The sequence below is a fragment of the Lachnospira sp. genome (assembly GCF_016290755.1).
GTDB classification, from domain to species: domain Bacteria; phylum Bacillota; class Clostridia; order Lachnospirales; family Lachnospiraceae; genus Lachnospira; species Lachnospira multipara.
Genome location: NZ_JAEEVD010000056.1, coordinates 1 through 16,139, shown reverse-complemented (window position 1 = coordinate 16,139; position 16,139 = coordinate 1). Strand labels below are relative to the sequence as shown.

Sequence of the window (16,139 nt, the reverse complement as noted above, 5' to 3'; positions counted from 1 at the left end):
AAAACTAAAAAAATGAGTTTTGGCTTTCTTATATACTTTTAAAATTAATTGACTTATGAACTCTAGTTATTATAATATAAATAATCGTAAGGACTTTTAAACCTAGAGAGTCTTTATGAATCACAATTTGGGAGGATTTGTATGTATTCATTTAATGAAGTGTCAAGTTTTGATCCAGATTTAGCTAAGGCTATGGATGATGAACTTGCAAGACAGAGAAGTCATATTGAGCTTATTGCTTCTGAGAACTTAGTGAGCAAGGCTGTTATGGCTGCTATGGGAAGCCCACTTACTAACAAGTATGCTGAAGGTTACCCAGCTAAGAGATATTACGGTGGATGTGAATATGTTGACGTAGTTGAAAACTTAGCAATTGAAAGAGCTAAGAAGCTTTTTGGTTGTACATACGTTAACGTTCAGCCTCATTCAGGTGCACAGGCTAATATGGCAGTGTTCTATGCACTTGTTAAGCCAGGTGAAACAGTTATGGGTATGAGCCTTGACTGTGGTGGACATTTATCACACGGTTCAGCAGCTAATATTTCTGGTAGCTACTTTAACATCGTTCCTTACGGTGTTACAGCTGATGGATTTATTGATTATGATGAAGTTGAAAGAATTGCTAAGGAATGCAAGCCTAAGATGATTATCGCAGGTGCTTCTGCTTATGCTAGAACAATTGACTTTAAGAGATTTAGAGAAATCGCAGATGAAGTTGGTGCTTACCTCTTTGTTGATATGGCACATATTGCTGGTCTTGTAGCTGGTGGTGCTCATCCAAGCCCAATTCCATATGCTCATGTTGTAACAACTACAACACATAAGACACTTCGTGGACCAAGAGGTGGTATGATTTTATCATCACAGGAATTTGCTGAAGAGCACAAGCTTAACAAGTCAGTATTCCCAGGTACACAGGGTGGTCCTTTAATGCACGTTATTGCAGCTAAGGCTGTCTGCTTAAAGGAAGCACTTGATCCAAGTTTCAAGGTATATGCTGAAAATATAGTTAAGAACGCTAAGGCACTTGCTAACGGTCTTACAAGCAGAGGTTTTGATCTTGTTTCAGGTGGTACAGATAACCATCTTATGTTAGTTAACTTACTTTCTAAGAATAAGACTGGTAAGGAAGTTGAAAAGCTTCTTGATGCAGCTAACATTACATGTAACAAGAACACAATTCCTAACGATCCAGCTTCTCCATTTGTAACAAGCGGTATCAGACTTGGTACAGCAGCAGTTACAACTAGAGGCTTCAACGAAGCTGATATGGATGTAGTAGCAGAAGCTATTGCTCTCCTTGTTGACGATGTTGATGCTAATAAGGCTAAGGCTATGGAACTTGTTAAGGGTCTTACAGATAAGTACCCACTTTACGAATAAGATAAGAATGCGATTTGCATTTTAAGTTATGGAAGAGATTCCTTAAATCTAAGTTTTAATAATTCTGTTTTGTTTATTTTTAAATATTACCGCAGGGCTTGGCCCTGCGGTTTTTTTGAATTCTTTTTTGCCTTATGGAGGTTATATACTCCCGGAAAGTGCTGCTTTTCAGCCTTTTCTCGCCCCCTGATAAGCTTGTTTTGACTTATTTTACTGAATCATTGCAAAAGGGTCACAAGTGAAATTGTAAAAAAAGGACATGATTTGGCTGTAACTTTCAATTACTCTGAAAAAAGGCACAGGAAATTTTAAGAAAGAAGGTTAGATACAAGAAAAATAGGGAATCTTGTGCTTAAATCAGAGGATTGCTTAGAAAAAGTCACAAGCGATTTTTTGAGAGCTTGAAAAACTGTGCTTAAATATAGAGCTTACTTAAATCATAGGCACAAATGCTTCGGAAATGATGAGGAACCGGGACTTACAGAAGAATTCTTTGGTGCCTGATAAAGCTTGTAATCTCCCGGAAAGGCACAAAGCCAGAAGCTTATAAAATCCCTAATTAGTAACTTGTGACTATAGTAGGCTTAAAGCGTTTAGAAAGGCACAGCTTCTAGCTAGAACTACACACAAATGATTAAGCCTCTCTCACAAACATCAAAAAAACACTAGGAAAGCTTGATTTCTCAAAATTTCCTAGTGCTTTATTTACGTACATTTTTCTATAAATCTATTTCCCTATTAGACACATTTTCCTAAAAATCGGATAATTACTTATTATTCTCAGCTTCCTTCATAGCACGAACCTTAAGTGATAAACCAAAGAGGTTGATAAAGCCTTCTGCATCGTGATGATCATAAAGGTCACCTGTTGTAAATGAAGCGATTGACTCATTGTAAAGTGAATATGGTGATGTTGTTCCTGCCTTGATGATGTTACCCTTGTAGAGCTTGAACTTAACCTGACCTGTTACATTCTTCTGAGTAGACTCGATGAATGCCTGGCAAGCTTCACGAAGAGGAGTTTCCCACTTTCCTTCGTAAACGATCTGAGCAAACTTGTTACCCATGTCAAGCTTCATTGTTGTTGTATCTCTATCAAGAACTAATTCTTCAAGCTGCTGATGTGCTTCGTAAAGAATTGTTCCACCAGGAGTTTCATAAACACCACGAGACTTCATACCAACTACACGGTTTTCAACGATATCGATGATACCAATACCATGCTTACCACCAAGCTTATTAAGAGTTCTAATAATATCAGAAACCTTCATAGCCTGACCGTTAACCTTCTTTGGAACACCTGCTTCAAAGTCGATTGTTACATATTCGCCTTCATCTGGAGCCTTCTCAGGTGTCTGAGATAATACAAGTAAATGATCGTAGTTTGGCTCATTTGCAGGATCTTCAAGTTCGAGACCTTCATGGCTGATATGCCAAATGTTTCTATCACGGCTGTAGCTTGTGTCAGCTGAGAATGGAAGGTTGATTCCATGCTGCTTACAATATTCAATCTCATCCTCACGAGACTGCATTGTCCACTTTTCATTTCTCCAAGCTGCAATAATCTTGATATCTGGTGCAAGAGCCTTAATTGTAAGTTCAAATCTGATCTGATCGTTACCCTTACCTGTAGCACCATGACAAATTGCTGTAGCGCCTTCCTTACGAGCAATTTCTACTAATCTCTTAGCAATAAGAGGTCTTGCCATTGAAGTACCAAGTAAATATTTATTCTCATATACTGCATGTGCCTGAACACATGGAACAATATAATCATCACAGAATTCATCAGTTAAATCTTCGATGTAGAGCTTGCTAGCGCCACATGAAATAGCTCTTTCCTCTAAGCCATCTAACTCTTCTTCCTGACCACAGTCAGCACAAACACAAATTACTTCATAATCGAAATTTTCCTTTAACCAAGGAATGATGGCAGTTGTATCAAGTCCGCCTGAATAAGCTAAAATAACTTTCTCTTTCATGATTTTCTTTCCTCCAAAAAATACGGGTTAGGTTTCCCTGTCTATTCTAAAAGTTAATTATTATCGGCAATAACTAACTTCTTGTTCATTATGATATACCACATTATTTCAAAATGCAATAGAAAAAATGTATATTTTGTATTTTTATGCATTATTTTTGAATATTTATGCATATTATTAATTTTAGTCAAAACCCCTTTACATCTGAAAAAAACTTGCTATAATGAAACTTATCGAATGAATATTTATTCATTCATTATGAATATTATGCATGGGAGGTCGACAAACTATGGTAAAAGTAGGAATTATAGGCGCGACTGGTTATGCTGGCAATGAACTTGTCAGATTATTATTAGGACATAAGGATGTGGAAATTGTTTGGTTAGGCTCAAGAAGTTACATTGATCAAAAATATTCTGATGTATATAGAAATATGTTTAGACTTGTTGATGCAAAATGTTTAGACGATAACATGGATGCACTTGCAAAGGAAGTTGATGTTATCTTTACAGCAACACCACAGGGCTTATGTGCTTCTTTAGTTAATGAAGACATTTTATCAAGAACAAAGATCATTGACTTATCAGCAGACTTTAGATTAAAGGATGTTAAGACTTATGAGGAGTGGTACAAGATTGAACATAAGGCACCACAGTTCATTAATGAAGCAGTTTATGGTCTTTGCGAAATTAATAGACATAAGGTAAATAAGAATACAAGAATTATTGCTAATCCTGGTTGCTACACAACTACATCAATTCTTACATTATATCCAATGGTTAAGGAAGGAATCATTGATCCAGATACAATTATTATTGATGCAAAGAGTGGTACTTCAGGTGCTGGTCGTGGAGCTAAGGTTAATAACCTTTTCTGTGAGGTTAACGAAAGCATGAAGGCTTATGGCGTTGGAACTCATAGACACACACCAGAAATTGAAGAGCAGCTAGGCTACGCTGTTAATAGAGACGATATTAAGCTTATTTTTACACCTCATCTTGTACCTATGAATAGAGGTATTTTGGTAACTGCTTATGCAAATCTTACAAAGGAAGTTAGTTACGAAGAGGTTAAGGCAGTTTACGATAAATACTATGGTGAAGAGTTCTTTATTAGAGTACTTGAAAAGGATGTTTGCCCTGAGACTCGTTGGGTTGAGGGTAGCAACTTTGTAGATATTGGATTTAAGATTGAGCCAAGAACTAAGAGACTTATTATGATGGGTGCTCTTGATAATTTGGTGAAGGGAGCTGCAGGACAGGCAGTTCAGAATATGAATTTGATGTTTGGGTTTGAAGAGAACGAGGGGCTAAAGATGGCTCCGTTATTTCCGTAATCCCCGGGAGAGTGTGTGGGGGTGGTGGACGCAGGGTTGCGCAGAGTCTGATTTTTTGGGAGCAGGCTTGCGCGCTCTAAGGCTCGTAGCGGTACTTAGTTTTCCCTTGCTCTTCCCCAAGTGGAAGCTTTCGCTTCCTTGGTGAAGAAGGGAAAACTAGTGCCGACGGCCTTAGAAGGCTCCAAAAAATCATCTCTGCTTCACCCCTGCTACCGCCACACAACACCCCCGGCGATGAGGAACTCCCGTCGGAGGCGGGAGTCAATCCGGGAATTAAACAAGCGGGGAGTGATAGTGTACGGCAAGGCGCTTCGCTGTTGCCTACCGGATATGTGAAACAGCCGGGAAGTGATATTTTACGGCAAAGCGCTACGCTGTTGCCTACCGGGAATGAGGAATAGCCGGGAGGAGATAGTGTACGGCAAAGCGCTACGCTGTTGCCTACCGGGGATGAGGAATAGCCGGGAAGCGATAAACATACGGCAAAGCGCTACGCTGTTGCCTACCGGGAATGATAAACAGCCGGGAAGCGATACCATACGGCAAATGCGCTACGCTGTTTACCTACCGGCAAAGCGCTACGCTGTTGCCTACCGGGAATGAGGAACTACCGGGAAGCGATACCATACGGCAAATGCGCTACGCTGTTTACCTACCGGCAAAGCGCTTTGCTGTTGCCTACCGGATAAATAAAAAAGAGTGATTATATAGGAGGAAATATGGTTAAGATTATTGATGGTGGTGTTACTGCAGCTAATGGCTTTGCTGCTGCTAGCACTCATGCTGGGATAAAGAAGAATTCTACTAAAGATGATATGGCTTTCATTTTTTCAAAAGTTGGCTGTGTTACAGCTGGTACATTTACCTTAAACAAGGTTTTTGCAGCGCCTGTTAAATGGGATAAGGCAAGAGTTTATAGTGAGGATTTAGCTAGAGCCGTAGTTATTAATTCTGGTGTTGCTAATGCTTGTACTGGTAAAGAGGGCGACGATGCTTGTCTTATGGAGGCTGAGGCTATTAGTGAGGCACTTTCAGTGCCTGTTAATTCTTGTTTAGTGGCTTCTACAGGTGTTATTGGTGCACAGCTTCCTATGACAGAGATTTGCAATGGTATTAAGGCTATGGCCCCTAGTTTAGAGGAGACTAGAGAGGCTGCTAACAAAGCTGCTGTTGCTATTATGACTACTGATACTAAGCCTAAGGAAGTGGCAGTTGAAGTGGAACTTTCTGGAAAGAAAGTTACTATTGGTGGTATGTGTAAGGGTGCTGGTATGATTCATCCAAACATGGCTACAATGCTTTGCTTTATTACTACTGATGCTGCAATTGATAAGAAGTTACTTCAGGAAGCTACATCAGCTATTGTAGATGATTCCTTTAACATGATTTCTGTTGATGGGGATACATCTACTAACGATACAGTTTTAGTTTTGGCTAATGGCTTGGCTAATAATGAGAAAATTGTATCTAAAAATGAGGATTACAAGAATTTCTATGAAGGCTTATCCTATGTTTTAACTGATCTTTCAAAGAAAATCGCAGGAGATGGCGAGGGTGCTACTTGTCTTTTTGAATGTCAGCTTAAAAATGCAAAGACAAAGCAGGATGCGAAGATTTTAGCAAAGTCTGTTATTACTTCTAATTTAACTAAGGCAGCAATCTTTGGACATGATGCTAACTGGGGTAGAATCCTTTGTGCTCTTGGTTATTCAGGGGCTGAGTTTGATCCTGAGAAGGTGGACATTTTCTTTGAAAGTGCTGCAGGTAAGCTACAGATTGTAAAGGATGGGGTTGCTACAGATTATAGTGAGGATGAGGCAACTAAGATTCTTTCACAAAATCCAGTTGTTGCAATTTGTGATGTTAAAGATGGGGAATATGACGCAACTGCATGGGGCTGTGATTTAACTTTTGACTATGTAAAGATTAACGCAGATTATAGAAGTTAATTTAGTCTTTGTAAGTTAACGAAGACCGTTAGGCACTCAAGTTAGAGGAAAACTAAAAAGACCTAGTTACATTTTCAAGAGAATCAAATATGGGAAAAGGAAGGAAAAGAAAATGACTACAATAGACATGAAGGAAGAGTTATATAAGGCTCAGATTTTAGTTGAGGCTTTGCCTTATATTCAGAAGTTTAATCGTAAAATCATTGTTGTAAAATATGGCGGTTCAGCAATGGTGGATGAGGATTTAAAAAGAAAGGTAATTCAAGATGTTGCACTACTTAAGCTTGTAGGTTTTAAGCCTATTATCGTGCATGGTGGTGGTAAGGAAATTAGCTCATGGGTTAAGAAATCAGGCATGGAGCCAAAGTTTATTAACGGCCTTAGAGTTACAGATGAGCCAACTATGGAAATCGCAGAAATGGTTCTAAATAAGGTTAATAAAAGCCTTGTATCTCTTCTTGAAGAACTTGGTATTAAGGCTTGCGGTATTAGTGGTAAAGATGGTGGTATGTTAAGAGTTGACAAGAAGTTATCCGGCGGTGAAGATATTGGTTTCGTTGGTGACATTAAAAGCGTTGATACAACTCTTATTCACTCACTTTTAAAGGATGATTTCCTACCAGTAATTTGCCCAATCGGTTTTGGTGATGATCACCATGCTTATAATATCAATGCTGATGATGCAGCATGCGCTATTGCTAGAGCAGTAGGGGCTGAAAAGTTAGCTTTCTTAACAGATATTGAAGGGGTTTATAGAGATTTTAATGATAAGGATTCCCTTATTTCTGAGCTTTCAACAACAGAAGCTAAGGATTTACTTGCTTCTGGCACAATTGGTGGTGGCATGCTTCCTAAGCTTAATAACTGTATTGATGCTGTGGAAAATGGAGTATCAAGAGTCCATATTTTAGATGGCCGTATTCCACATTGCTTACTTCTTGAAATCTTTACTAATAAAGGTATTGGTACAGCCATTCTTTCAGAAGAGGCAGAGAAATTCTATAATGCAGACATTGTTTGCTAAATAAAGGAGATTTTTATGGAGACTAAAGAACTTTTAAAGCTTGGAGATGAGAAGCTTTTTCATACATACAATCGTTATCAGATTTGCCTTGAAAAGGGCGATGGAGTTTATCTCTACGATAGAGAAGGTAAGAAGTATTTAGACTTTGGTGCAGGTATTGCTGTATTTGCCCTAGGCTACAATAATAAAAAATATAACGATGCTATTAAAGCTCAGGTGGATAATCTAATTCACACTTCTAATTATTTTTACAATGAGCCAGCCATTAAGGCAGCTAAAGCTATTACTGAGGCTTCAGGCATGGATAGAGTTTTCTTTACAAACTCAGGAACTGAGGCAATCGAGGGAGCTATTAAGCTTGCTAAGAAATATTACTATCTAAAGCACAATAACAGCACTGATGGAGAAATCATTGCCATGGAGCATTCTTTCCACGGTAGAAGTATGGGCGCTTTGGCAGTTACAGGAAACAAGCACTATCAGGAGGCCTTTGGCCCTATGATTCCTGGCATTAAGTTTGCTAATTTTAATGATATCGAAAGCGTTAAGGCCTTGGTAAATGATAAGACTGCCGCAATTCTTTTTGAAACAGTTCAGGGTGAGGGCGGTGTTTATCCTGCTAAGGAGAGCTTTATTAAGGAAGTTCGCAAGCTTTGTGATGAGAAGGGCATTTTACTTATCCTTGATGAAATCCAGTGTGGTATGGGTAGAACAGGTACTATGTTTGCTTATCAGCAATATGGTGTTTGCCCAGATATTCTTACTTCTGCTAAGGCTCTTGGTTGCGGTATTCCAGTAGGTGCCTTCCTTGCTAAGGAAGAAGTGGCTAATGCCCTAGTTCCAGGAGATCACGGAACTACTTATGGTGGTAACCCTCTTGCAACTGCAGCAACTAACGCGGTGCTAGACATTTTCAAAGAGGATAATGTCTTAGAAAATGTAAAAACAGTGGGAGCTTATCTTGAAAAACGCCTAGAGGAATTAGTAGGTGAGTTTGACTGTGTAGTAGAGAGACGTGGAATGGGCTTAATGCAGGGCTTACAGCTATCAATCAATCCTAAGGATGTAATCTCAAAGGCTCTTGATAATGGACTTATTCTTTTCTCAGCTGGAACTAACGTAATCAGATTTGTTCCACCACTTGTGATTACTAAGGAAAATGTTGACGAGATGATTGAAAAATTAAAAAAGTGTTTTTAGTTAGAACTTATTAAGGGCGAAATAGTAAGAAATCTTAACAACCTTGTAAAAATAGCTAAGAATAGAGTATAATACCTAAGGTGCAAAAATTTGTGCCTTAGGTTTTTTGATTTTGTGAACTGCGGAAAAGTTTCCGTTTTATAGATACTAGAATTTACAACTTAAATATGGAGGGATTTATGAAAATTTTAAAGAAATTTGCAGCGCTTGCCCTAAGTGTTGTGACTATATTTTCAACAGTAGGATGCTCAGATTCACAGACAGGCCTTGCGGCTAAGAGCTTAGAGCTTGAAAAGGAAGTAACAGTAAAGGTTTGGTATAACAACGATGCTTATACTAAGTACTTAGACTATGTGGCTAAGCAGTTTAATGTTACTAATGAATTGGTTACTATTGAGCCTGAGTTGATTTCAGAATCTAACTATATTCAGTACATTTACGACCAGTCAATTAGAAATGACAATGCTTGTGATGTTTATCTTTGTTCTTCAGATAGCGTGGAAGAGGCTTATTTACTAGGTCTTATGCTTGAGAACAACGAATATGACAAGATTTATACTGAGGACATTTATGGAAAGGCAGGTCTTGAGGCTTCTTCTTATAATAATGTTTTATATGGTTATCCAGTGACTTATGAAACTTCAGCCCTTGTTTATAATAAGGTCTATGCAGATGCAGTTACTAGCTTTGATGAGATTCCAGCTTCTGACCTATCAGGTCTTAAGACAACAGATAATTTAGCTATGACATTTGCTTATGACGCTTCAAGATTATTGACAAATTATCCATTTGCAAGTAAGTATATTAGTTTTGAAGGCGATAGCATGGACACAGCTAATATCTATATTAATAACGAAGAGGCTCTAAAGAAGGCCTTAACAGAGTATCAGGGACTAAAGGAAGAGTACGGTCTTTCAACTGATGAAGATAAGTTAAATGAGTATCAGTCTTTATTTACAGAAGGTAGAGTGGCTTACTCAATTATGACAGCTTCTCAGATTGAGAATCTAGATACATCAGTTAAGTACGGAGTTTGTGCAATTCCAAGTTTAGGCGACGGCCTTGAAAGTCAGGCTTTATCTACAACAACAATGGCTGTTGTAAATCCTTATTCTAAGGAATACGATGTAGCCCGTGCAGTTGCTAAGGCAATTTCTTATGATTATGCGTCAAATGTAACACTCCTTTCAAACCTTGCTTGTGCAAGAGGAGATGTTTCAAAGGATTCTGTTATTAAGAGCTTACACAAGATTTATTCAGAATCTATAGTCAAGCCTAAGTATGCAGGCATTGATGAGATTTATGCTCAATATGAAATAATGCTTCACAAGATTTGGAACGGTGAAAGCGTAGATACTGCCTATGATACATTTGCAAAGGTAGTAGAGAAATATACTAAGTAGGTGATTTTATGTTTACAATTACAGGTTATGTTAAGTTAAAAAAGGGAGAGGGAAGAACTATTAAGTCAGGTGGCGCCTGGGTTTATGATAATGAAATCGATGAGATTTCTGAAGGCGTAGTTGACGGAAAGTTAGTTGAAGTCCATGACTTTGACGACTTCTTTATGGGAATTGGTTTTATTAACAGAAAGTCTAAGATTACAGTAAGAATGTTATCTAGATTTGAGAGAAATGTTGATGAGGCCTTCATTGAGAAAAGAGTTAATGCAGCTATTGATTACAGAACAAAGACAGTAGATATGTCTAGCTGCAGACTTATTTTTGGAGAAGCAGATTTCCTTCCAGGTATTGTTATTGATAAGTTTAGTGATGTTTTAGTTGTAGAGTCACTAGCACTTGGTATTGATAACTTGAAGCCTGTAATTATTGAAAAGGTAAAAGAGGCTTTGAAAAAATTAGACATGCCAATTCGTGGTGTCTATGAAAGAAGTGACGCTAAGGTTAGAGAATTAGAGGGCATGAAGCGTACAAAGGGCTTTATTGGTGAAGAGTTTGACACTAAAGTCTTAATTGAAGAAAATGGCGTTAAGTATTACGTGGATGTTAAGGATGGTCAAAAGACGGGCTTCTTCCTTGATCAGAAATACAATAGACTTGCTATGCAGAAGTTCTGTAAGGATGCAAGAGTCCTAGATTGCTTTACTCATACAGGTTCCTTTGCACTTAATGCAGGTATTGCAGGAGCTAAGGAAGTAATAGGTGTTGATGCTTCAGAGCTTGGTTGTAATCAGGCAAGAGAAAATGCTAAGCTAAACGGCCTTGAAAACACTGTAACTTTTAAGTGCGCAGATGTATTTGAATTATTACCAGAATTAGTAGAAGAGGGTGAGAGCTTTGATGTAGTAATCCTTGATCCACCTGCCTTTACAAAGTCTAGAAGCACAATTAAGAAGGCCATTAAGGGTTATAGAGAAATCAATATGAAGGGCCTTAAGTTAGTTAAGGATGGCGGCTATTTTGCCACATGTTCTTGCTCACACTTCATGGACCCAGATACATTTACAAAGACAATCCACGAAGCTGCTAGATCAGTACACAAGAGACTTCGTCAGATAGAATACAGAACTCAGTCACCAGACCATCCAATTCTTTGGTCAGCTGATGAGAGTTTATATCTTAAGTTCTATATCTTCCAGGTTGTAGAAGAATTATAGTCTTAAGGTCATTTTAATAGTTTTTATAATAAACAATTTGTGGTAAAATCATATATATAGTAAATTCATAATTATTCGAAAAGGAGTAGATTATGAAGATGAGAAAGTATATGATTTTATCACTTTTTTTATTGCTTAGTTTTTCTTTATGGGGCTGTTCTTCAAGCACATCAGAAGAGGAGACAGAATCTGAAACTGAGTCAACACAAGAAGAGACGACTACTAAGGCAAGTCCCATTGAGGTTTTGCAATTTGTTGGTGAATATAGAGATTTCGGGGATTATTCCTGTATGTATATGGAACCGGATGGTGATTATCTAAAGATTAAGATTATATTTTCAAATGAAGATAAGTCCTACTTTAATCTTTGGGAGATGACCGCCACTGTGGATGCTTCCGCCACACACATTAGTTATGCAAATGCAAAAAAGACCAATTACAACCAGCAAGATGACGGAACTTATAAAAAGACCGTGATTTATACTAATGGTAGCGGCAGCTTTACTAACGAGGTGGTAGATGATGTAAGGGTTTGCACCTGGCATGGCAACATGGATGCGGATAAGTCCTACAATGTAAAATATGTCTATGCCTTTACAAGTGCTTCTTCCAAGTTGCAGGAATTTTTAACTATAATTTCTGCTAATGATGAAAATGCTAGCACTGAAAGTGGGGAGACCACAAGTGAATAAGGATAAAAAATAGGCGTGGTAATTAAGCTTAAACTTAGTTACCGCGCCTTTCGTAAAATTAGATTCTTTGATTTTTATAGGCTTTTAAATTCTCTAAAATCTCCTCTGGAATAAATAACTTACCCATACCAACCCCTAAGTCAATATGTGGCTTATTACTCCCGTGATAATCAGAACCACCAGATAGCATTAAATCATACTTAGCTGCGATTTCTCTGATTTGTCTTTCATCTGCAGGCTTATAAGTTGAATAAAGTGCCTCTATGCCATCAAGACCGGCCTCCTTAAGCTCTAAAACCAACTTATTTAAAGCAACATCTCCTAGATGATAAAGAATAGGATGGGCAAGAATTGCAATGCCACCAGCTCCGTGAATATATTTAATAGCTTCTTTAGGGTCCACCTTTTGTCTTGAGACATAGGCAGGCTTTCCAGGATTTAGATATCTATCAAAAGCTTCGTTTCTATCTCCTACATGTCCGTTTTTTACAAGATAGTCTGCAAAATGTGCTCTTGTAATAACAGCATCAGGATAGAGCTCTAACATAGTTTCGTATGTAAGTGGAATACCGATATCGGTAAAATTTTTACAAACTTGAATATTTCTATTTACTCTAGAGTTTCTTTGAATCGCTAGAAAGTCTAAAAACTCTTTATTGTGCTGGTCAACAAATAAACCAACAATATGCACCTCGCACTTATCCCAGTGAGTGCTAACTTCAACTCCTGGAATTAACTCAATAGGATGAGATTCATTTGTTAAAGAATCAATAGACTCATGCTCCTTTGATTCGTTTAATTTCTTGCAGGCTAAAAGTGCTTCATCAATACCATCTAGGGTGTCGTGATCTGTTAGGGCAATGGCTGCAAGATTTTTCTCTATAGCAATTTCAAGAAGTTCCTTTGGACTTTTAGTACCATCAGAAAAGGTTGAATGTGTATGTAAATCTACTGCTCTCATATTTACTACCTCCGATTATCTTTAACCTATTCTATCATAAAACAGCCTTAAAAATTCAGACTTAATAAGATTTTTACTTTATTGCATAAATTATTATCAAGTGCTATATTAGACCATGGTGCAAAATTTTTAGAAAAGTAAAATTTGACCTAGGAGGCATGTATGAAGATTGTAGTTTTAGCAGGTGGTACAAGTACAGAAAGAGATATTTCATTGGTAACAAGCCACTATGTATGTGAAAGTTTAAGAAGAAATGGACATGAGGCTAACGTCCTTGATGTTTTTTATGGTATAGATGATGCAGAAGCGATTAGATTCTTTTTAGAGAAGAACGATTTAGCTAAGCTAGAAGAAGAGTTAAAGGCTAAGACAGCAGATGTTGAGGCTGAACTTGAAAGAAGAAAGGAAACTAGAGAAGGTTTCTTTGGTCCTAATGTATTAAAGCTTTGTAAGGAAGCAGACGTAGTATTTATGGGACTTCACGGTGCTAATGGTGAAGATGGTAAGATTCAGGGTACTTTTGAATTACTTGATATTAAGTATACAGGTACAGATTCCCTTAGTAGCGCAATTTCTATGGATAAGGACTTAACTAAGAAGGTATTAGTTCCAAATGGCATCCCAATGCCTAAGGGAATTGTTCTTCATAAGGGTGAAGAATTTGCTAATCCTTTCTATCCATGTGTTGTTAAGCCAGCTAACGGTGGTTCATCAGTAGGTGTATCTATCGTTAATTCTGAAGCTGAATTATCTAAGGCTCTTGATTATGCCTTTGAATCAGATGATACAGTTTTAGTTGAGGAATATGTAAAGGGTAGAGAGTTCTCTGCAGGTGTATTAAATGGCGAGCCTCTTCCTGTAATCGAAATTGTTCCTTTAAAGGGCTGGTATGATTATGAGAATAAGTATGCAGATGGCGCAACTAAGCATGTTTGCCCAGCAGAGCTTTCAGATGAGATTACAAAGCAGATGCAGCACTGGGCTGTTGAATGCTTAAAGGTAGCTGGAGTTACTATTTATGGTAGAGTTGATATGTTACTTGATGAGAATAATAACATTTTCTGCCTTGAAATTAATACACTTCCAGGTATGACACCTACAAGCTTACTTCCACATGAGGCAAGCGAAGCTGGAATTAGCTTTGATGAGTTAACTCAGAAGGTAGTTGAGCTTTCAATTAATAGATAATTAAACTTTAATGGCTTTTAATAAGGAGAAGTAGTATGAAGGGCATGACAGTTAAGGAGATGGCTAAGGCTGTAAATGGCGTAGTTTACGCCCCTGAGTCATTTGAAGATAGAGAAGTTAGCTCTATTACAATAGATAGTAGAAAAGTTGAAGAAGATGGACTTTTTATTGCCATTAAGGGTGAGAGAAGTGATGGTCATGATTATATTGATTCTTGTTTTGATAAGGGCGCCCTTTGCGTAATTTCAGAAAAGGAATTAAATAATCCAAAGGGGGCATATATTAAGGTGGAATCTAGCCTTCAGGCCCTAAAGGATCTTGCCACACTTTATAGAGGCAATCTAACTAATCTTAAGGTAGTTGGAATCACAGGTTCAGTTGGTAAGACAAGTACAAAGGAGACAATCTATTCTGTACTTTCAACTAAGTATAATACTCTAAAAACTCTTGGTAATTTCAATAATGAGATTGGTTTACCACTAACAGTTTTTAGAATTGAAGATGATACAGAAATCGCTGTTCTTGAAATGGGAATTAGCGACTTTAATGAAATGACTAGACTTGCTAAGATTGCAAGACCAGACATTGCAGTAATTACTAACATTGGCTATTGCCACCTTGAGAATCTCGGGGACAGAGACGGTGTTTTAAAGGCTAAGACAGAAGTATTTGATTACGTTAAGGAAGGCGGAAAGGCTATTCTTAATGGTGATGATGATAAGTTAGCTACAGTAAAGGAAGTTAAGGGCAGTAAGCCAATTTTCTTTGGTGAATCTAAGACTAATGACATATACGCCGATGAGATTGAAAGTCTAGGTCTTGATGGCACTAGATTTAAGATGCACAATTTAAAGACAGCCGATGGCGTTGGCGAAATTGTTGTAACTTGCCCAGTTCCAGGAAGTCATATGGTGCTTAACTGCCTTGCAGCAGCGTCTGTTGCCTGCGAGTTTAACTTAAGCTCAACAGAAATTATTGAAGGTATCTCTAATTTAAAAACTATTGCTGGTAGAAACAACATCATTAAGACAGGAAAGCTTACAGTTATTGATGACTGTTATAATGCAAATCCAGTTTCTATGAAGGCTTCCATCGATGTACTAGCTATGGCTAATACAAGAAAGGTTGCCCTTCTTGGTGATATGTTTGAGCTTGGCACTGAGGAGAAGGAACTTCACAGAGGCGTTGGCGAATATATACAGGATAAGAATATAGACCTTGTAATTACAATTGGTGATTTGGCTAAGAATATCTATGAAGGCTTAGAAGGCGCTAAGGAAGCTCATCACTTTAATACAAAGGATGAATTTAGAGGCCAGATGACTAATTTAATTAATGAAAATGATAGCATCTTAGTTAAGGCATCTCATGGTATGCATTTTGAAGAGCTAGTGGAAGAGTTAAAGAATTTCTAAGACTTTGATTTCTAGCGGTAAATTAATAATAAAATCATAGATTAGAATAAAGATAATGATTGAGAATCCTAGGAAAGTAAATTTCTTAGGATTCTTTTTTATTAATTTCTATTAAAGGACTCTAATTTAACACAATATTCAAGATTTCTATGTAAAATATTTATTAAGCAAGGATAAATTTATTCCAAAATTTATAGCTGTTTATTTGTAAATAGTTATAAAGTATAGTAAAATATATTTAGATTTGGTATGAAGGCTTATGACAGTTAAATAAAACTTATAAAAGTCTGTTAAATACTGTTGGGTTTTATAAGTTATTTACAAGGTAAAAGAGCTAATAAATCTAAGAAACTTGTCCAAGAATTAATTCAAGGGGAGGAGAGTAATGATAA

At 37.4% G+C, this 16,139-nt stretch carries 12 protein-coding genes; 10 read left to right on the top strand and 2 right to left on the bottom strand.

From position 1 onward, the window contains the following. Positions 1 to 141 precede the first annotated feature (141 nt). On the top strand, positions 142 to 1,383 hold the full coding sequence (gene glyA / locus QVA17_RS10920; RefSeq protein WP_027431175.1) for a serine hydroxymethyltransferase: 1,242 nt from the start codon (positions 142 to 144) through the stop codon (positions 1,381 to 1,383). A gap of 767 nt (positions 1,384 to 2,150) precedes the next feature. Here the strand turns inward: glyA and QVA17_RS10915 are convergent. Then, a complete protein-coding gene (locus tag QVA17_RS10915; RefSeq protein ID WP_027431174.1) occupies positions 2,151 to 3,365 on the bottom strand; it encodes an argininosuccinate synthase in 1,215 nt (404 codons plus the stop codon). 289 nt (positions 3,366 to 3,654) lie between these two features. On the opposite strand from QVA17_RS10915, the gene argC reads away from it, so the two are divergent. The 7 genes from argC (at position 3,655) to QVA17_RS10880 (ending at position 12,183) form a co-directional block, all read left to right on the top strand. Next, positions 3,655 to 4,701: an N-acetyl-gamma-glutamyl-phosphate reductase gene (gene argC / locus QVA17_RS10910; RefSeq protein WP_287388903.1), complete on the top strand. Its 1,047-nt coding sequence runs from the start codon at positions 3,655 to 3,657 to the stop codon at positions 4,699 to 4,701. A 719-nt stretch (positions 4,702 to 5,420) separates the two neighbouring features. Further along, a complete protein-coding gene (argJ, locus tag QVA17_RS10905; RefSeq protein ID WP_287388901.1) occupies positions 5,421 to 6,650 on the top strand; it encodes a bifunctional glutamate N-acetyltransferase/amino-acid acetyltransferase ArgJ in 1,230 nt (409 codons plus the stop codon). Between the two features lie 112 nt (positions 6,651 to 6,762). Continuing rightward, positions 6,763 to 7,674 (top strand): acetylglutamate kinase, encoded by a 912-nt coding sequence (gene argB / locus QVA17_RS10900; RefSeq protein ID WP_027431171.1) that lies wholly within the window; start codon positions 6,763 to 6,765, stop codon positions 7,672 to 7,674. A gap of 15 nt (positions 7,675 to 7,689) precedes the next feature. Further along, entirely contained in the window at positions 7,690 to 8,874 is a 1,185-nt protein-coding gene (locus QVA17_RS10895; protein WP_287388900.1) for an aspartate aminotransferase family protein, read from the top strand. 179 nt (positions 8,875 to 9,053) lie between these two features. After that, on the top strand, positions 9,054 to 10,277 hold the full coding sequence (locus QVA17_RS10890) for a sugar ABC transporter substrate-binding protein (RefSeq protein WP_287388899.1): 1,224 nt from the start codon (positions 9,054 to 9,056) through the stop codon (positions 10,275 to 10,277). Between the two features lie 8 nt (positions 10,278 to 10,285). Next, complete coding sequence (locus QVA17_RS10885) at positions 10,286 to 11,491, top strand: class I SAM-dependent rRNA methyltransferase (RefSeq protein ID WP_027431168.1); 1,206 nt, start codon at positions 10,286 to 10,288, stop codon at positions 11,489 to 11,491. 92 nt (positions 11,492 to 11,583) lie between these two features. Further along, positions 11,584 to 12,183, top strand: coding sequence for a hypothetical protein (locus QVA17_RS10880; RefSeq protein ID WP_287388897.1), 600 nt, complete (start codon positions 11,584 to 11,586; stop codon positions 12,181 to 12,183). Between the two features lie 58 nt (positions 12,184 to 12,241). Here QVA17_RS10880 and QVA17_RS10875 read toward each other — a convergent pair whose 3' ends face one another. Further along, complete coding sequence (locus QVA17_RS10875) at positions 12,242 to 13,144, bottom strand: PHP domain-containing protein (RefSeq protein ID WP_287388895.1); 903 nt, start codon at positions 13,142 to 13,144, stop codon at positions 12,242 to 12,244. 162 nt (positions 13,145 to 13,306) lie between these two features. Between QVA17_RS10875 and QVA17_RS10870 the strand changes: the two genes are divergently transcribed. Together QVA17_RS10870 and QVA17_RS10865 are read left to right on the top strand one after the other, a co-directional pair. Then, a complete protein-coding gene (locus tag QVA17_RS10870) occupies positions 13,307 to 14,332 on the top strand; it encodes a D-alanine--D-alanine ligase (RefSeq protein ID WP_287388894.1) in 1,026 nt (341 codons plus the stop codon). 35 nt (positions 14,333 to 14,367) lie between these two features. Further along, positions 14,368 to 15,747, top strand: a complete 1,380-nt coding sequence (locus QVA17_RS10865) for a UDP-N-acetylmuramoyl-tripeptide--D-alanyl-D-alanine ligase (RefSeq protein ID WP_287388892.1) — start codon at positions 14,368 to 14,370, stop codon at positions 15,745 to 15,747. The last annotated feature ends 392 nt before the right edge of the window (positions 15,748 to 16,139 follow it).